This window comes from Microbacterium sp. SORGH_AS_0888 (genome assembly GCF_030818905.1).
GTDB lineage: Bacteria > Actinomycetota > Actinomycetes > Actinomycetales > Microbacteriaceae > Microbacterium.
In genome coordinates this window covers 220004-236918 of the sequence record NZ_JAUTAZ010000001.1, presented here as the reverse complement: position 1 = coordinate 236918, position 16915 = coordinate 220004, and the positions used below count along the sequence as shown (strand labels likewise).

Here is a 16915-nt window from a genome sequence, read left to right as displayed (position 1 = left end):
CTAGACGGCGGGGAAGACTACTTCGCGGCTCCGACCGGGGCGGTCGGCGTCGTCGCCGCCGGCGCGACATCCGTCTGCGCCGGACGCGGACGCGACGCGAACTCCTCGAAGAACCCGCGCGGGTTCTGCACCGCCTCGAGGCTCACGATGTCGCGACCGAGCCAGAAGTTGTTCCACCATCCCCACAGCACACGCCACTTGCGCTCCCACGACGGCATCGCGAGCCCGTGGTAGCCGCGGTGGGCGCACCACGCGAGGAAGCCCTTGAGGGCGATGTTCCCCGACTGGAACACGCCGTTGTACAGGCCCAGGCCCGCGACGGCGCCGAGGTTCTTGTGCACGTAGTCGACGGGCTTCTCGCCGCGCAGGACCGCCGTGATGTTCTTCGCCAGGCGCTTGGCCTGACGCACGGCGTGCTGCGCGTTGGGCACGCAGAAACCGCCCACCCCGCCGCCGCTGAGGTCGGGGACCGCGGCGACGTCACCCGCCGTCCAGGCGCCCTCGACGACGTTGCCCTCGGCGTCCACGACCCGCAGGTCGGCCTGGGCACGGATGCGGCCGCGCTCCTCCGAGGGGAGGTCGCTGCCCTTCACGACCTGCGGGTTGGCCATGACGCCCGCGGTCCAGACGATGATGTCGGTAGGGATGACCTCGCCCGTCGAGAGCTCGACGTTGCCGTCGACCGCGCCGGTCACCTGCGTGTCGAGGTGCACGAACGCACCCCGCTTGGCGAGATCCTTCAGCACCCATTCGCTCGTCTTCAGCGAGACCTCGGGCATGATCCGCCCCATGGCCTCGATGAGGTGGAAGTGGGTCTCGTCGAAGCTCAGCTGCGGGTACTTCGGCAGCAGCGCGGAGGCGAAGGAGCGGAGCTCGGCGAAGGTCTCGATGCCGGCGAAGCCACCGCCCACCACGACGACCGTCAGCAGCCGCTCACGCTCGGGGCCCGGGGGAATCGAGGCCGCCCGGTCGAAGTTGGAGATGAGCTTGTCGCGCACCCACACGGCCTCCTCGATCGCCTTCATGCCGATCGCGTTGTCGGCGATGCCGGGGATCGGGAAGGTGCGGGAGACCGAGCCCGCGGTCACGACGATCTGGTCGTACTCGAACTCGTACGAGGGCGCGTCCTTCGGCGTGATCGTCGCGACCTTGTTCGCGTGGTCGATCTTGGTCACCTTGGCCGCGACCACCTGGGTGCGGCTCAGGTGGCGGCGCGTGGAGACGACCGCATGCCGCGGCTCGATGGCGCCGGCCGCGACCTCGGGGAGGAAGGGCAGGTACGCCATGTAGGGCAGGGGGTCGACGACGGTGACCTCTGCCTCGCCCCGGCGCAGATGCTTCTCGAGCTTCCACGCGGTGTAGAAGCCGGCGTAGCCGCCGCCGACGATGAGAATGCGGGGCACGGCTGTGGTCTCGGTGCTTGTCACGGTGGGAGGAACTCCTGGAAATCAACGGCGTGGTACGCGGGAAACGCGCGCCGATCGGACACGTCGGACAGCAGCAGTGACGCCGAGTGAGACCAGTATAGCGGCGACCGTGAACGCCAGAAGCGGAAGCGAGCCGTATAAAAGGGTCATCTGCGTCGGAAGCAGCGGAGAGGCCGCCGTCGACGGCGGATCCGCCTCCGGCAGCGGGGGGATCTGAACCGGCGAGGCGGAGGGCGTCTGCGAGGTCGCCCCGGACGCCCGGCGGTGGATGCGGATCCATTCCCGGAGGTCGCCCATCGGGTTCGCGCTCACGGTCGGGACGTCGCGCGATACAGCGGCGGCGGCATCCACCAGACCGTATCCGTACAGCGCGTCGGGCAGGTTCGACACGCCCGCGGGCGGGCGGGCGGTGCGGATGAGGCGATTGATGACGTTCGCGGCATCGAGCTCCGGATGCGCCGCCCGCACGAGCGCGGCGATGCCGGCCACGATCGGCGCGGCGCCGCTCGTCCCGTTCCACGTGACGGTCTGTCCGTCCGCGGACACCCCCAGCAGCTTCTCGCTCGGGGCGGCGAGCCCGATCGTGATCCCCTGCGTGGAGGCCTCGAGGCTCGCTCGTCCCTGCGGGTCGACGCCGCCCACCGTGAGCACGCCGGGGATCGTCGCCGGCGCCCCCACCCGGTTCGTGCCGCTGCCGCGGTTGCCCGCCGCGACGACCACGACGACGTCATGGTCGAAGGCGTAGAGGAACGCGTCGTCCCAGCTCGGATCCCAGTCGAGCGTGTTGGTCGTGAAGGACAGGTTGATGACCTTCGCGCCCTGATCGACGGACCAGCGGATGGCGTCGGCGATCTGCGTGGCGAAGGGCACGGTCGCGGTGGCCCCGAAACCGACGGAGACCGAGAGCAGCTGCGCCTCCGGCGCGACCCCGACCATGCCGCCGTTGACCTCCCGTGCCGCCGCGAGCGACGCCACCCAGCTGCCGTGGTTCGCATCGACCGCACCCACCGGGGTGCGACCGTCCGGCGCGCCGACCCCGGACACGTCCGTGCCCGCGGCCACGGCGCCGTCGAACGCCGGCGCCCGCCCGATCCCGGTGTCGATCACGGCGATGCGCACACCGGCGCCGCGGGTCGTCTGCCATGCCGTCGTGATGCCGTAGCCGTCGAGCCAGTACTCCTGGCCGCGCGAGGAGGTCGGCGTCGGAGCGGGCGCCGGCGGAACCGTCGCCGCAGCGGCCGACGTCGCCGGTGCCGCCAGGGCGAGCACCAGCACCAGCGCCGAGACGAGGCGCAGGCGCTGGATCACGGGGCCTCCGCCTCGACGGCGGCGCCGGGCTCGTCGCAGACGCACCGCGACGGAGACCACTCGGACCGCGCGAGTGCGGCGTCGCCGATCGGATTCACGCCGGGGCCCGCCGCGAGGGCGTGTCCGCCGAGCGCGTGCAGGCACTTCACCCGCGTCGGCATGCCGCCGGCCGAGATCCCGGCGATCTCGTCGACCTCGCCGTAGACCGCACGATCGCGCAGGTAGGCGCGGTGCGCGGCGTCGTAGGCCGCCCGGATGTCGGGCTCGTCGAGCAGCGCGGCGAGCTCGGGCATGACGTGATCCGCCTCGAGCCGCGACATCGCGGCTGTCGCGGCCGGGTGCGTGAGGTAGTAGAACGTCGGGAACGGGGTGCCGTCATCCAGCCGCGGGGATGTCGCGACCACCGTCGGGTTGCCGCACACGCACCGCGCGGCGATCCCGACGACGCCGCGCGCGGGCCGGCCGAGCTGGGCGCGCAGAACCGTCAGCTCACGCTCGGTGACCGGGGCGAAGGGGGGCGTCGTCACCCCCACAGGCTACCCGGAGCCGCGCAGGACCCGGGCTCAGCCGGTCGGACCGGTCGCGGTGCGTGCGGCTCCGGCGGCCGCGACCGAGCGCACGAGCTGCGACATCCAGTCGGTGCGCGTCTGCTGCACCTGGTCGCTCACCGGCGCCTCCTCCTGCGGCTGGGCCGAGGCCGGCAGGTCGTTGTCCACGAGGTAGACGACCTCGCCCGGCAGCACGTAGTACAGCCGCTCCCTGGCCTGCGTCGTGACGTAGGCGGGGTCGCGCCAGCGATCGTCCTGCTGCTGGAGGTCGGCGATCTCCTGCTGCGTGACCTGGACGGAGTGCTCGAGGGCCGCGATGCGCTGCCGCTGCCCGACATAGGTGCCGATCGTCGGGACGAGCACGAGCACCGCGAGCACCACGAGCCCGAGCATGATGATCATGAACCCGGACAGCCGCATGCCGCCGAGCCACTCGCGGACATCGACGCGGCGGCGGGCACGGGAAGGGGGAGCCGCGTTCTCGGACAACGACTCCCCCTTCCTCTCGTGCTCGGTGCGCACTCAGCCCTTGAACCGGGGGAAGGCCCCGCGGCCGGCGAAGACCGCCGCCTCGCCGAGGTCCTCCTCGATGCGCAGAAGCTGATTGTATTTCGCGACGCGCTCGCTGCGGGCGGGCGCGCCGGTCTTGATCTGGCCCGCGTTCACGGCGACGGCCAGGTCGGCGATCGTGGTGTCCTCGGTCTCCCCCGAGCGATGCGACAGCATCGAGCGGTAGCCGTTCTGGGTCGCGAGGGCGATCGCGTCGAGCGTCTCGGACAGCGTGCCGATCTGGTTGACCTTCACCAGGAGCGCGTTGGCCACCCCCAGGTCGATGCCCTTCTGGAGACGGATCGGGTTGGTGACGAACAGGTCGTCGCCGACCAGCTGGACCTTCGAGCCGATGACGTCGGTGAGGTGCTTCCAGGCCTCCCAGTCGTCCTCGGCGAGCGCGTCCTCGATCGTGACCACGGGGTAGTTGGCGACGAGGTCGGCGAAGTAGTCGGTCAGCTTCTCGGCCGACCATTCCTTGCCCTCGACGGTGTAGACGCCGTCCTTGTAGAACTCGGTCGCGGCGACGTCCAGACCCACGGCGACGTCGGTGCCGGGGGTGAAGCCGGCCTTCTCGATCGCCTTGATGAGGAAGTCGAGGCCCTCGCGGTTGCTGGGCAGGTCGGGGGCGAAGCCGCCCTCGTCGCCGAGCCCGGTGTTGTAGCCCGCGGACTTCAGCTCGCCCTTGAGGACGTGGTAGACCTCGGTGCCCCAGCGTAGCGACTCGCCGTAGGTCTCGGCGCCGATGGGAGCGAGGAAGTACTCCTGGAAGTCGATGCCGTTGTCGGCGTGCTCGCCGCCGTTGATGACGTTGAACAGCGGGACGGGCAGGACGTGCGCGTTCGGTCCGCCGAGGTAGCGGAACAGCGGCAGGTCGGCGCTGTCAGCGGCCGCCTTGGCGACCGCGAGCGACACGCCGAGGATGGCGTTCGCGCCGCACCGCGACTTGTTCTCGGTGCCGTCCGTCGCGATGAGGATCTCGTCGATGACGCGCTGCTCGCTGGCCTCGACCCCCTCGATCGCAGGTCCGAGCTCGTCGATGACGGCGCCGACGGCCTTCAGCACGCCCTTGCCGCCGTATCGGCTCTTGTCTCCGTCGCGCAGCTCGTACGCCTCGAACGCGCCGGTGGACGCGCCGGAGGGGACGGCGGCGCGCTGGACGATGCCGTCGTCGAGCAGCACCTCCACCTCGACGGTCGGGTTGCCGCGCGAATCCAGGATCTCGCGCGCGCCTACAGCCTCGATCAGTGCCACTTAGGACTCCTTGGGGTGGGGAGGTCGGTTCTCGGAGCTTCGTCGGTCCGCACCCGAGTCTAGTGAGCGCCGGCGTCCGGCACACGGCCGGGCGCGCGATCGGCACGGGCGCGTCGCAGGATCAGCGGGACGGCGAGCAGGAGCACGGCGACGGCGGCCACGATGTCGAAGCCCGTGCCGGCGAGCAGCTCCGCGCGCCCCGACCACCCGACCGCGGTCGTGGCCCCGCCGATCACCACGACACCGAGCGACAGCCCGAGCTGCTGCACCGTGCCGAACATGCCGCCCGACAGCCCTGCCGCCTCGACCGGCACCTCCCGCACCACCGACTGCGTCAGCGGCGAGAAGATCATGGCCTGCCCCGCCCCGAGCACCAGCAGCGCCGGCTGCAGCCACAGGACGAGCCCGGGCCCCCAGGCGAGGACCGCGGTCGCGCCCATCGCCGCGAGCGCCACGATCTGCAGTCCGACGCCCCAGGCGAGCGTCGCCTCGCCGAGCCTGCGCTGGATGGGGCCGAGCAGCAGCGACGTCACGGCGAAGACGATCGCGAACGGCAGCAGCGCCAGACCCGCAACGAGAGGGGTCGCCCCCAGGCCGCCTTCCAGGGCCCGCGGGAAGACGTAGAGGATGGCCGAGTATCCCGCGAAGAAGAGGCCGGCGCACAGGAGACCGAGCTGCAGGGGACGCAGGCGCAGCACACTCGGGGGCAGGAGCGGCACACGACCGGAGCGCTCGATGCGGCTCTGGTGCGCCCACAGTGCGCCGAGGGCCGCCGCCCCCACCGCCATCGCCGCGAACACCGGCCACGACCAGCCGACGGCCGGTGCGACGGTGAGAGCCGACACCACGAGGAACACCCCGACCGCCAGGCCCAGAGCCCCGACGAGATCGATCGCGACCCGCTCGTGCGCCCTGCTCCGCGGGCTGCGGCGAGCCCACACGACCGAGACGATCGCGATCACGACGATCACCAGGTAGGTCACGCGCCATCCGGCGGCTCCGCCCACCGTGGCCCCGGCCAGTGCACCGCCGAGCACCTGGCCGAGCGCGGCGCCGATGCCGCCGCTCGCGCCGAACGCCGCGATCGCGCGGACCCGCGCCGGGCCGGCAGAGGTCGCCTGGATCGTGGCCAGCACCTGCGGGGTGCACAATGCCGCCGCGAGCCCCTGGGCGACGCGAGCGAGGATGAGCGCCTCGATCGTCGGAGCCACGGCGCACGCCAGCGCTGAGAGGAGGAACCCGATCACCCCGATCGTGAAGAGCAGATGCCGCCCGAACCGGTCGCCGAGACGTCCGCCGAGGATCAGGAACACGGCGAACGGGATGCCGTAGCCGGCCACGACGAGCTCGAGCTGGACCTCCGACGCCCCCAGGTCCTGCCGGACCTGGGGCATCGTGACCGCGACGGCGTTGAACGCGTAGGTTCCCATGCCGGGCGCCAGCAGCAGCCCCATGTAGCGGCCGATCGGCACGGCGGTGGGGAGAGGGACCGGCACAGCGGGCGCGACGATCGGCGAGGTCGAGGTCATGACACCACGATGGAGGCCGCGTCATCCTGGTACCAGGAGCGTGTTTATCCTGGTACCAGGAGCACTCCCCTGTCACCTCCCGCGCGCGCGGGAGCGCGGCTACGCTCGCACGAGCAGGAAAGGAGCCCGGGATGGCCGCAGCCGGACAACGCGACGAGTTCGCCGCCTTCCTCCGGACACGCCGAGCGCGACTGCGTCCGGCGGATGTCGGGCTGCCCGCCGGCACGCGACGACGGGTCGCGGGGCTGCGCCGCGAGGAGGTCGCGCAGCTCGCGGGCGTAGGGCTCACCTGGTACACGTGGCTGGAGCAGGGACGGCCGATCGCCGCCTCCCCCCAGGTCCTCGGCGCCATCGCGCGGGCGCTGCGGATGAACGACGACGAGCGCGAGCACCTGTTCGTCCTCGCCGGGGCGCCGGCACCGGATCGCGACCGGCACGCCTGCGTCTCGCAGCCGCACCTCGCGCTGCTCGCCCGGCTGATGCCCTCCCCGGCCGCGGTCCAGACAGCGCGTTTCGACATCCGCGCCTACAACCGGAGCTACCGGTTCCTGTTCGGCGATCTCGACCGCCATCCGCCCGAGGACCGCAACTGCGCCGTGCGGATCTTCACCGATCCGCAGTGGCAGAGCGCGCACGTCGACCTGCGGAACGCGCAGGAGCGCATCGTCGCGCGACTGCGCGCGGCCTACGGGCACCACCACGACGAGCCCGGCTGGCAGCGGTTCATCGCCGAGCTCGACGCGAGATCGCCGGTCTTCCGTGAGCTCTGGCTCCGGGGCGACGTGGGCGGCGAGCCGAACTCGGTCAAACAGCTCGTCCACCCCCTGTTCGGGCCGCTGCGGCTGGAGACGACGAGTCTCTGGCTCGAGGAGTCCCTGTTCTCCCGGCTGGTGCTGTTCGCCCCCGCCGACGCCGAGACGGCGCGAGCCCTCGAGCTCCTCGCCGCCTCGCACGCCGACGAGCCCGTCGTCGAGTCGGACGCCCCCGTGGTGGACGCGGGCGCGCTCGCCGCGGACTCCGCCGCCCTCGCGGGCTGAGCGTCGTCAGGTGTCGCCGGACGCGGCGCGGTGGGCGGAGGCGGTGAACCCGAGCACGGCGCGGAAGTCCGCAGCCAGATGCGCCTGGTCGGCGTAACCGGCATCGATCGCGATCTCGGCGAGCGGGATGTGGGGCTCGGTGCGCACCCGCTGCGCCGCCTCCTGCAGCCGTCGACGGCGGATGATCGCCGCCGGAGACAGACCCACCGCCCGGTGCGTGAGCCGTTGCAGGGTGCGCACGGACACCGCGAGGCGCGCCGCGGCGTCCTCGAGCCGCGCGACGCGCGAGTCGCCGAGCAGCAGGTCGACCATCTCCCCGGCCAGGAGCGCCTCGACGCTCGGCGGTCCGACACGCCGGATCAGCCACTCCCCCAGACGGGCGGATGCCTCATCCGCGCCGTGGGTGAGCGCGGCGGAGACGTCCGCCGCCAATCCGGGTTCGTAGACCGTCGTGAACGTGTCGACCAGGTCGGCGGGCGTCGCGCTGAGCGCCATGAGCGCCGCGGGGCGCAAGAGGGCGCCGACCGCCCATCCGGTCCCGGTCAGCACCCGTTCCGTCGCGCGCGTCGTCGGCCCCCAGAGCGTGACACCGGCGGGCTCGACCACCAGGTTGGCCGCCGGATATCCCAGGACCGGCTGGCGCGACACGACGCCGTCGGGCAGCTCCCACTCGGGCACCCAGTACCAGGCGACGAGAGCAGCAGCCTCGGGCGCGGGAAAGACCCGCGTGAACCGCGGCAGGCGCTCGGGATACAGCACCCCGCGGGTCGGGTCGGTCATCGCTCCAGCGTAGGCGGCGGCATCCTGTCGCGAATCTCCAAGCGCACCCCGCCACCGTCGCCTTAGCGTCGGGACATGACCGAATCGACCCCCGCGCTCACCGGCCGCCACACGATCGATGGGCGTCCCCGCTCAGCCACCAGCATCACCCCGTTCCTCGCGATCCCGAACGCTCGGGGCGCCCTCGAGTTCTATCGCGACGTGTACGGCGCACGCGTGATCGACGTCACGGAGTTCGGCGGCGTCGTCGTGCACGCGACCCTCGACTTCGGCCTCGGCCTGCTGCAGATCGGCGAGCCGATGCCCGACTACGCCCTCGTGCCGGCCCCCACGGGCGACGACGACTGCTATTCGCTGGCGCTCTACACCCCGGACGTGGACGCGCTCGTCGAGCGGGCGGTCGCCGCGGGCGCCACGGTGCGCGAGGCCGCCTCGACCTTCGTCTCCGGGGACCGCTACGCGAGCGTGCGCGACCCCTTCGGCGTGCGCTGGTCGCTCATGACCCGGGTGGAGGACCTCTCGGACGAGGAGAGCGCCGCGCGCGTCGCGGCCTGGGCGGCCGAGCAGGGCTGAGCGCCGCACGATCAGGGCTGCGCGTCGGCCAGCGCCCGGAGCACCGCCGGCAGCAGCACCTCGGATGTGCGCCGATATCCGAGCGCGCTCGGGTGGAAGCGGTCGAGGCTGAACATCTCCTCCGGCTCCTCGAGAAACATCGGTCCCACCAGCCGGCCCAGCGGCACCGCCTCCGCTCCCGTCGCGTGAGCGGCATCCGTCTGTGCCGCGGCGAGCTGCCTCGAGAGCCGAGAGGCGAGCGCGCGGAGCGGCTGCGGCACGGGACGGAGCGCGCCGAGGTCCGGGCAGGTGCCGACCACCACCGCGACACCGCGATCCCGGAGCCGTATGAGCGCATCGGTCAGGCGGGCGGCCGAGACAGCGGTCGGGATGCGATGCGTCACGTCGTTGCCGCCCACCACGATCACCGCTGCTCGCGGCGCATAGCCCTCGGGCAGCCCGTCGAGCTGGGCGGCGAGATCGGAGGTCTCCGCGCCGACGACGGCGGCGATGCGCAGGCGAACGGGCCGGCGCAGCTCGCGCGCCGACGCCTTCGCGAGCCGCGCGCCGAGCGTGTCCTTGCGACGCTCGGCCCCGAGCCCGGCCGCGATCGAGTCGCCGAGCACGAGGAGGTCGACCGGCTCACCCGGGAGGCCGGGTCGCCAGACCCGATCCGCACCCGGCGCCTGCTCGCCGAGGGGCTTCCCGATGCGTCGCCGCGCGACCGCGGCCTGATGGCGCAGCCCCGCGGCGGCGAGCCCCGCGAGTCCGATGGCCGCCAGGCCCGCGGCGGCGAGCGCGCGCCAGGCAGGCGCGGTGCGGCGGACGGAGGGCACGACCGTGACTCCACCGCATCCACGTGAATGGGCGGTGAACGGCGCCCTGCCCCACGACCGCATCGATTTCGTGCAGGCGCGACGCAGATTCGCGGCGCTGCTGCACGAAATCGGCGCGGTGGTGTGCACGGGGTCGCGGCGGCGACGCGCGCCGGTGCGCGGTCCGGGATGTGCGCGGGGGTCAGTCGAGCGGGCGCAGCTCGAGCGACCCGGGCTCGGCGCCGGCCGCGAGCGTCGCGAACGCCGTGTAACCGTCGGCGGCGGCCCGATCGAGCAGGGACCTGAGGTTCTTCGTGCGCTGCTCCAGCCGGACGCGCGCCCCGCTCGCGACGAGCGCCGCCTTGTGCGCCAGGAGCTCGGATGCGGGCACCTCACGGTCGTGCACGACGACGACGGCCGAGGCTTCGCCATCCGTTGCGGCGGTCACGAGATCGACGATCCGCTCGAACCCGATCGAGAAGCCGACCGCCGGGACGTCCTGGCCGAGGAAGCGGCCGATCATGCCGTCATAGCGGCCGCCGCCGCCGAGCGAGTACCCGACATCCGGATGCGCGAGCTCGAAGATCGTGCCCGTGTAGTAGCCCATGCCGCGCACGAGGAAGGGGTCGAACACGAGCGGCGGGCCGGGGATCGGGTCGCTGCCGCGGACGGCGGCGAGCGCCTCGCCGAGGCCGACGAGGTGCGCGATGACCTCGTCCGGCACACCCGCGGGGAGAGCCTTGCGGATCTGCCGCTCGCCGTAGGGGTTGTACTCGAGCGTGACCGGGCGGCGGAGGAACTCCGCGAAGGCGTCGACCGCGGACGGGGTGACACCGCGCTCGCGGAGCTCGTCCTCGACGCCGTCCGGGCCGATCTTGTCGAGCTTGTCGATCGTGATGAGCACGCCGGGTCGTTCGGCCGGGGCGAACCCGAACACGTCCAGCATGGCGTCCAGCGCACGCCGGTCGTTGATGCGCACGGTGGCTCCGTCGAGGCCCAAGGCGTCCAGCGTGTCGAGGGTGGCCGCCAGCAGCTCGGCCTCGGCCCGTGGGGTGGCGTCGCCGATCACGTCGATGTCGCACTGCACGAACTGGCGGTAGCGGCCCTTCTGCGGCCGCTCGGCGCGCCAGACGGGCGCGATCTGGACCGAGCGGAACACGCTCGGCAGCTCGGCGCGGTGCGTCGCGTAGAAGCGGGCGAGCGGCACCGTGAGGTCGTACCGCAGGCCCAGGTCGCTCAGCGCGGCCGGGTCGTCGGCGGCGGCGCGGACCGCCTCGGCGTCGAGCCCCCGCTTCAGGACGTTGAAGGCGAGCTTCTCGTTGTCGCCGCCGATACCGGCGTGCAGGCGTGCGTAGTCCTCCATGACGGGCGTCTCGATCTCGTCGAAGCCGTGTGCGCGGTAACGCTCGCGGATGACGGCGAGGACGCGCTCGCGTCGGGCCTTCTCGGCGGGGAGGAAGTCGCGCATCCCGCGCGGCGGATTGACGGCAGCCACGAGGGACTATTCTTCCAGGTCGTCGGGCCGGTCCCGGTCGCGCGGACCGCCGGCCCCCGATGCGTCCGCCGCCTCGGCCGCACGGATCTCCGTCGCGAGCGCCCGAACGCGCTCACGCAGTGCGCGCTCCGCATCCCATCCCCGTCGTCGTGCGAGCGCGACGAGCGCCAGGAGCGCCTCGCCGAGCTCCGCTTCGCTCTCCGCCTCATGACCGCGAGACCAGTCCGGCGCGCCGAGACCGGCGGGTTTCTCGCCGGTCTCGGCGCGCCGGACTGGTCTCGCGGACTTGGCGAGGACCTTCTGGGCGAGCGCGAGGGCCGGCATGCCGAACGGGACGCCGTCGAGCACGCTCGTGCGGGACCGCTTCTCGGCGGCCTTCGCGGCGTTCCAGTGCACGAGGACCTGTTCCGGCGTCTCGGCCACCGCATCCGCGAACACGTGCGGATGCCGCCGCACCATCTTGTCCGCGAGGTCGCCCGCGACGTCGTCGATGTCGAAGGCCTCCGCCGCATCGCGCGAGGCGATCTCCGCGTGGAACAGCACCTGCCACAGCAGATCGCCCAGCTCCTCGCGCAGCGCCGCCCGGTCGCCCGTCTCGACCGCCTCGATCACCTCGTGGCTCTCTTCGACGAGGTAGGGCACGAGGGCGCGATGGTCGACCTCCTGCGTCCAGACGCAGCGCTCGCGCACCTCGTGCATGACCTGCGCGGCACGGCGCAGCTGATCGGTCACGTGCTCACCTCCGACGAGGCGCGAGTGCCTCGCACGCCAGGATACGAGCCAGGGGCCGCGACGCGACGACGGGCCGCAGGATACCGCGTGACATCGGTGAAACAGCAGCCCACTAGCGTGGGAGCATGCACGATCCCACTCCCACGGAAGCACTCGACCTCGTCGGCCGATACGAGGCCGGGCAGGAGATGCCCGAACGCATGCGCGCGGACGTGCGCCTGCTCGGCGCGCTGCTCGGACGGGTGCTGCAGGAAAGCGGCTCGCCGGGGCTGTTCGAGGATGTCGAGCGCTTGCGCGTCGCCACGATCGAGGCGTACACGAACCCCGGATCGGACGCCCTCGACCGCGCGTCCGAGATCGCGGACGGCCTCACGGTGGCCCGCGCCGACGAGGTCGCGCGCGCGTTCACGAGCTACTTCCACCTCGTGAACCTCGCGGAGGAGCATCAGCGGGTACGGGCGCTCCGGGCGCGCGACGGCGCCGAGGAGCGTCCGGACGCGACCGACACGACCGCCGGCGCCGTGCGGCGCCTCACCGCCGAGATCGGCGAGGAGCGAGCGCTCGAGCGCCTGCGTGGTCTGCGGTTCCACCCGGTGTTCACGGCGCACCCCACCGAGGCCCGTCGCCGCGCGGTGTCCACCAGCATCCGCCGCCTGTCGGACCTCCTCGGCGACTACGACACGACGACCGAGGCCAGCGTCGAACGCCGACGCGCCGAACGCCGCATGCTCGAAGAGATCGACACGCTCTGGCGCACGGCGCCTCTCCGCGCCGAGAAGCCGTCGCCCGTCGACGAGGTGCGCTCGGTCATGGCCGTGTTCGACGACACGCTGTTCACCGCCGTCCCGCAGGTGTACCGGCGCATCGACGACGCGCTCCAGCCCGGAGCGGGCGGCGGACGCAGCCCGCTCGTGCCGCCCTTCGTGCGCGTGGGCACATGGGTGGGCGGAGACCGCGACGGCAACCCCTTCGTCACGGCCAAGGTCACGCGGAAGGCCGCGGCGATCGCGAGCGACCACGTGCTGCGCGGCCTCGAGCAGGCCACGAGCCGCATCGGCCGCGGCCTCACGCTCGATGCCGTCACGACGCCCGCCTCCCCCGCGCTCGATGCGCTGTGGACCAGGCTCCGCAGCGCCGACGAGGATGCCGCGACCGAGATCGCGAAGCGCTCGCCCAACGAGCCCCACCGCCGCGTGCTGCTGCTGATCGCCCGCAAGATCGCGGCGACCCGCACGCGCGACGCCGACCTCGCCTACCGGGATCCCGAACATCTGCTCGCCGACCTGCGCATCCTGCAGGAGTCGCTGGACGCCGCGGGCGCGGCGCGGCAGGCCTACGGCCACCTGCAGGAGCTCATCTGGCAGGTGGAGACCTACGGCTTCCACCTCGCCGAGCTGGAGGTGCGGCAGCACTCCGCCGTCCACGCGAAGGTACTGGCCGAGCTGGATGCCGCCGAGCCCGGCGCCGCGCGCAGCGAGCTGGCCGAGGAGGTGCTCGAGGTGTTCCGGGCGATCGCCTTCGTCCAGGACCGCTTCGGCCCCCGCGCCGCCGGCCGCTACATCGTCTCGTTCACGCAGTCGGCCGACGACCTGGCCGCCGTGCACCGGCTCGCCCGGCACGCGGTCGGCCCGGACGGCACGCCGCCCGTGCTCGACGTCATCCCGCTGTTCGAGACCTTCGCCGATCTGCAGGCGGCGCCCGGGATCCTCGACGAGATCGTCGTGCACCCCGAGTTCGCCGCTCGCCTGGACGCCACCGGCCGACGGCTCGAGGTCATGCTCGGCTACTCGGACTCCTCCAAGGATGTCGGCCCCGTGGCCGCGAACCTCGCACTCTACGAGGCGCAGGCCCTGATCGCCGCGTGGGCCGAGGAGCAGGGCATCGAGCTCACGCTCTTCCACGGCCGCGGCGGTGCCCTCGGTCGGGGCGGCGGCCCGGCCGGAACGGCCGTGCTCGCCCAGCCTCCGCACTCCGTGGACGGACGCTTCAAGCTGACCGAGCAGGGCGAGGTCATCTTCGCCCGCTACGGCGACGCGGACATCGCGATGCGGCATATCGATCAGGTCGCCGCGGCGGTCCTGCTCGCCTCAGCGCCGTCGAACGAAGACCGCAACCGCGCGGCGGCCGAGCGCTACCGCGACGTCGCACAGACCATGTCCGACGCGTCCAAGGCCTGCTTCTACGGGCTCGTGCAGGCGCCCGGCTTCGCGCCGTGGTTCGCGCGCGTCACCCCGATGGAGGAGATCGGGCTGCTCGCGCTGGGCTCGCGCCCGGCACGACGCGGCCTGTCGGTCGAGTCGCTCGCCGACCTGCGCGCGATCCCGTGGGTGTTCGCGTGGACTCAGGCCCGCATCAACCTGGCGGGGTGGTTCGGCCTGGGCTCGGCGCTGGAGGCCGTCGGCGACGCCGACCTGCTCCGGGAGGCTTACGGGCAGTGGCCGCTGCTGCGGGCCATGATCGACAACGTCGCGATGAGCCTCGCGAAGGCGGACGACCGGATCGCCCGCGCCTATCTCGCACTCGGCGACCGGGACGACCTCGCGCAGCGCGTGACCGACGAGATGTCACTCACCCGCGACTGGGTGGTGCGGATCGCCGGGGGCGACGGACTGCTCGCGAACAAGCCGGTGCTGCAGCGGGCGGTGAAGCTCCGAAGCCCCTACGTCGACGCCCTGTCGCTCCTGCAGCTGCGCGCCCTCCGCGCCCTCCGCGAAGCACCCGAGGGCGCGCCCGCCGACCCCGAGCTGCAGCGTCTGCTGCTGCTGTCCGTCTCCGGCGTCGCCGCCGGCCTGCAGAACACCGGCTGATCCCTCGTGCCCTAACCCCCGCGCGCTGGCCCCCGCCGAACCGCGGGGGTTAGGGCAGGGGCTCGTCGTCGGCGTGGCGGGACAGGCTCCGACCGTAGCGTTCGGTGAGCTGGACCATCAGGTCGGGCGTGTCGCGGTCGAGGCCGAAGACGTAGCCGGGGAAGTCGAGCTCCTGCTGGCGCGCCCAGATCTCGTCGTGCTTGTCGGGCGGGACCACGATCGCCGGGTCGCCCACGGCCACCCAGCCGATCGGCACCACGCTGCGCTCGGGCAGGTGGGTGCGCAGATGGACCACGGCGTTGATCCGCACCTCGCTGCGCGCGCCGATCACGGCGCCGTTGAAGACGCGGACCCCCGTCGCGAGGAACACCTCCTCCTCGACCGTCGCTCCGGAGATGCTCGCCATGGGGCCCACGAGCGTGTGGTCGCCGATGTGCACGGGGTTCGTCGCGCTGGCGCGGATGACCGCGTTCTCCATGACGATCACGTGCTCTCCGAGCGTCACCGGTCCGCCCTCAGCCGTGACGACGGCGCCGTGGAGCACCTGGCATCCGGCGCCGATCGTCACGTCCCCGGAGACGACGGCCGTCGGCGCGACGACCGCGTCGGGATGGATGCGGGGACTCTGACCGAGGTGGGCGAAGCGCATGCCCTCACGGTACGCCCCTCACGCGTCAGGGATAACGCACCGCGAAGACCGCGATGTCGTAGGGATTCGGTGTCACCAGGTTCAGCGCCTCTCCCATGAACCGATGGTCGATCTGCGTCGGACCGACGGCGTTGACCCATGCGTTCTGCCAGCCGTCGTCGTGGATACGGTCGAGCACCACGTACTCCGGATAGATCTGTCCTCCCGCGCTGTCGCGAATGTCCTCGTGAAGCCCGAACACCTGCGTCCGATCCACCAGATACGCCGCCGCGTAGTCAGCGGCCGCGACTCTCGCACCGTCGGGAACGTGCCCCAGGACTTTCGGGATCACGACGCTCGCGCATCTGTCCACGGGCTCGCAGGGCCGACTCAGAGCGGTGACGAGCCGCGCCACCGGTCCTGCCGTGGCGAGCACGACCGTCACGGCCACTGCTGCGGTCAGGACCTTCGGCACGGATGATGGACGAAGGCCTCGCAGGCCGTCCACGAACGCGAGCATGATGACGACCATGACCGCGCCGTTGTAGTGGAGATCGAGCCCCCAGTACTCCGCATGCGGCGCCGTCAGCCGGGCAGCGAGCGGCGGCAGAACGCCGAGCAGAAGCGGAGACCGTAGCGCGACTCCCAGCGTCGGCAGGAGCAGCACGAGAAGCAGGAGAGGCGCCGCCCCTGACATCATGCTGGTGGTGAGGGCCGACCACGCGGTGGCGACCATGTCGCCCTTGGCCGCCGCGCTGGAGGACCAATAGGTGTACCGGCCGTAGTAGCTCACTGCGGGGATGAACACCCCCACGATGAACGCGAACGATGCGACGGCGAAGACCGCGAGCGCGGCGGCCAGCCTCCATCTGCGACGCCACAGCAGCACGAGCACGATGCCGAGCAGGAGGAACACCGAGTCCTCTTTGACCAGCATGAGGGGTAGCGCCCAGAGCACCGCGGCGCGCTCGTGTCGCCGCACCAGGGCGCCGTACGACAACGCCAGGAACGGAAGCGCGAAGGCGACTTCGTGGAAGTCGAACACGGCCAGCCCCTGCACGCCCCACGCTGCGGCGAAGACGATGCCGACGGCGGCACCTGCCCACGGACCGAGCGGACGAGCCGCGATGGAGGCGATGATCGCCGTCGTGAAGCCGATCAGCACGCCTGGACGATGAGCAGCACCCACGCGTGCGGCACCATCGCGTAGATCGGCCCGAGCACCGCGAGAATGGGCGAGAAGTGATCACCGAGCAGGTTGAATCCCCAGGCCGCCTTGATCTCCGACCACGGCCATTCGAACTGTGCGTAGCGCTGAGCCGCCTGTGTGAAGATCGCCAGATCGACCCCGGCTTCCATGTTCCAGAAGCGGTGCATGGACACGCCGCTGTACACGCAGGCCACCGCGATGCCGAGCGCGACGTGGCCTGCCGACCGTGCGGCGAACCTTTCGG

General features: G+C 72.2%; 16 protein-coding genes. 3 read left to right on the top strand and 13 right to left on the bottom strand.

Annotation, left to right across the window (positions count from 1 at the left end):
- Positions 1-17 precede the first annotated feature (17 nt).
- From QE381_RS01085 to QE381_RS01060, 6 genes are read right to left on the bottom strand one after another with little or no spacing between them, the layout of a single operon-like run.
- Positions 18-1403 (bottom strand): NAD(P)/FAD-dependent oxidoreductase, encoded by a 1386-nt coding sequence (locus QE381_RS01085; protein WP_307214704.1) that lies wholly within the window; start codon positions 1401-1403, stop codon positions 18-20.
- A 45-nt stretch (positions 1404-1448) separates the two neighbouring features.
- Positions 1449-2735 (bottom strand): S8 family serine peptidase, encoded by a 1287-nt coding sequence (locus QE381_RS01080; protein ID WP_307214702.1) that lies wholly within the window; start codon positions 2733-2735, stop codon positions 1449-1451.
- Positions 2732-3262, bottom strand: coding sequence for a DUF501 domain-containing protein (locus QE381_RS01075; RefSeq protein ID WP_307214700.1), 531 nt, complete (start codon positions 3260-3262; stop codon positions 2732-2734). The genes QE381_RS01080 and QE381_RS01075 overlap by 4 nt, the downstream gene beginning before the upstream one ends.
- Before the next feature lie 36 nt (positions 3263-3298).
- Positions 3299-3772 (bottom strand): septum formation initiator family protein, encoded by a 474-nt coding sequence (locus QE381_RS01070; protein ID WP_307214699.1) that lies wholly within the window; start codon positions 3770-3772, stop codon positions 3299-3301.
- Between the two features lie 33 nt (positions 3773-3805).
- Positions 3806-5086, bottom strand: coding sequence for a phosphopyruvate hydratase (eno, locus tag QE381_RS01065; protein ID WP_307214698.1), 1281 nt, complete (start codon positions 5084-5086; stop codon positions 3806-3808).
- A gap of 59 nt (positions 5087-5145) precedes the next feature.
- Positions 5146-6615: an MFS transporter gene (locus QE381_RS01060; protein WP_307214696.1), complete on the bottom strand. Its 1470-nt coding sequence runs from the start codon at positions 6613-6615 to the stop codon at positions 5146-5148.
- Between the two features lie 131 nt (positions 6616-6746).
- On the opposite strand from QE381_RS01060, the gene QE381_RS01055 reads away from it, so the two are divergent.
- The gene (locus QE381_RS01055) at positions 6747-7652 is read left to right on the top strand and encodes a helix-turn-helix transcriptional regulator (protein WP_307214694.1); all 906 of its coding nucleotides are present in this window, start codon (positions 6747-6749) and stop codon (positions 7650-7652) included.
- A gap of 6 nt (positions 7653-7658) precedes the next feature.
- Here the strand turns inward: QE381_RS01055 and QE381_RS01050 are convergent, their stop codons facing one another.
- Positions 7659-8432, bottom strand: a complete 774-nt coding sequence (locus QE381_RS01050) for a helix-turn-helix transcriptional regulator (RefSeq protein ID WP_307214693.1) — start codon at positions 8430-8432, stop codon at positions 7659-7661.
- 75 nt (positions 8433-8507) lie between these two features.
- On the opposite strand from QE381_RS01050, the gene QE381_RS01045 reads away from it, so the two are divergent.
- The gene (locus QE381_RS01045) at positions 8508-9005 is read left to right on the top strand and encodes a glyoxalase/bleomycin resistance/extradiol dioxygenase family protein (RefSeq protein ID WP_307214690.1); all 498 of its coding nucleotides are present in this window, start codon (positions 8508-8510) and stop codon (positions 9003-9005) included.
- Between the two features lie 11 nt (positions 9006-9016).
- Here the strand turns inward: QE381_RS01045 and QE381_RS01040 are convergent, their stop codons facing one another.
- The 3 genes from QE381_RS01040 to QE381_RS01030 all read right to left on the bottom strand — a co-directional run bounded on the left by QE381_RS01040 (position 9017) and on the right by QE381_RS01030 (position 11993).
- Complete coding sequence (locus QE381_RS01040) at positions 9017-9820, bottom strand: SGNH/GDSL hydrolase family protein (RefSeq protein ID WP_307214688.1); 804 nt, start codon at positions 9818-9820, stop codon at positions 9017-9019.
- 181 nt (positions 9821-10001) lie between these two features.
- Positions 10002-11267 carry a histidine--tRNA ligase gene (hisS, locus tag QE381_RS01035; protein WP_307220364.1) on the bottom strand — a complete coding sequence of 422 codons (1266 nt, stop codon included), beginning with the start codon at positions 11265-11267 and terminating at the stop codon, positions 10002-10004.
- A 33-nt stretch (positions 11268-11300) separates the two neighbouring features.
- Positions 11301-11993, bottom strand: coding sequence for a MazG family protein (locus QE381_RS01030; RefSeq protein WP_307220362.1), 693 nt, complete (start codon positions 11991-11993; stop codon positions 11301-11303).
- Between the two features lie 158 nt (positions 11994-12151).
- Here QE381_RS01030 and QE381_RS01025 point away from each other — a divergent pair, with 158 nt between their 5' ends.
- Positions 12152-14833: a phosphoenolpyruvate carboxylase gene (locus QE381_RS01025; RefSeq protein WP_307214686.1), complete on the top strand. Its 2682-nt coding sequence runs from the start codon at positions 12152-12154 to the stop codon at positions 14831-14833.
- Positions 14834-14882: 49 nt separating this feature from the next.
- Here the strand turns inward: QE381_RS01025 and QE381_RS01020 are convergent, their stop codons facing one another.
- From QE381_RS01020 to QE381_RS01010, 3 genes are read right to left on the bottom strand one after another with little or no spacing between them, the layout of a single operon-like run.
- Positions 14883-15482, bottom strand: a complete 600-nt coding sequence (locus QE381_RS01020; RefSeq protein ID WP_307214684.1) for a gamma carbonic anhydrase family protein — start codon at positions 15480-15482, stop codon at positions 14883-14885.
- Positions 15483-15507: 25 nt separating this feature from the next.
- Positions 15508-16626, bottom strand: a complete 1119-nt coding sequence (locus tag QE381_RS01015) for a DUF2079 domain-containing protein (RefSeq protein ID WP_307214682.1) — start codon at positions 16624-16626, stop codon at positions 15508-15510.
- Positions 16620-16856 (bottom strand): DUF2079 domain-containing protein, encoded by a 237-nt coding sequence (locus QE381_RS01010; protein ID WP_307214680.1) that lies wholly within the window; start codon positions 16854-16856, stop codon positions 16620-16622. Before QE381_RS01010 ends, QE381_RS01015 begins: the two co-directional genes overlap by 7 nt.
- Positions 16857-16915 lie beyond the last annotated feature (59 nt).

Coding starts and splice junctions, on each gene's coding strand:
- QE381_RS01020 (WP_307214684.1), bottom strand. CDS start 15,482: ATGCGCTTCGCCCACCTCGGTCAGAGTCCCCGCATCCATCCCGACGCG.
- QE381_RS01050 (WP_307214693.1), bottom strand. CDS start 8,432: ATGACCGACCCGACCCGCGGGGTGCTGTATCCCGAGCGCCTGCCGCGG.
- QE381_RS01025 (WP_307214686.1), top strand. CDS start 12,152: ATGCACGATCCCACTCCCACGGAAGCACTCGACCTCGTCGGCCGATAC.
- QE381_RS01030 (WP_307220362.1), bottom strand. CDS start 11,993: ATGCACGAGGTGCGCGAGCGCTGCGTCTGGACGCAGGAGGTCGACCAT.
- QE381_RS01045 (WP_307214690.1), top strand. CDS start 8,508: ATGACCGAATCGACCCCCGCGCTCACCGGCCGCCACACGATCGATGGG.
- hisS (WP_307220364.1), bottom strand. CDS start 11,267: ATGCGCGACTTCCTCCCCGCCGAGAAGGCCCGACGCGAGCGCGTCCTC.
- QE381_RS01055 (WP_307214694.1), top strand. CDS start 6,747: ATGGCCGCAGCCGGACAACGCGACGAGTTCGCCGCCTTCCTCCGGACA.
- QE381_RS01060 (WP_307214696.1), bottom strand. CDS start 6,615: ATGACCTCGACCTCGCCGATCGTCGCGCCCGCTGTGCCGGTCCCTCTC.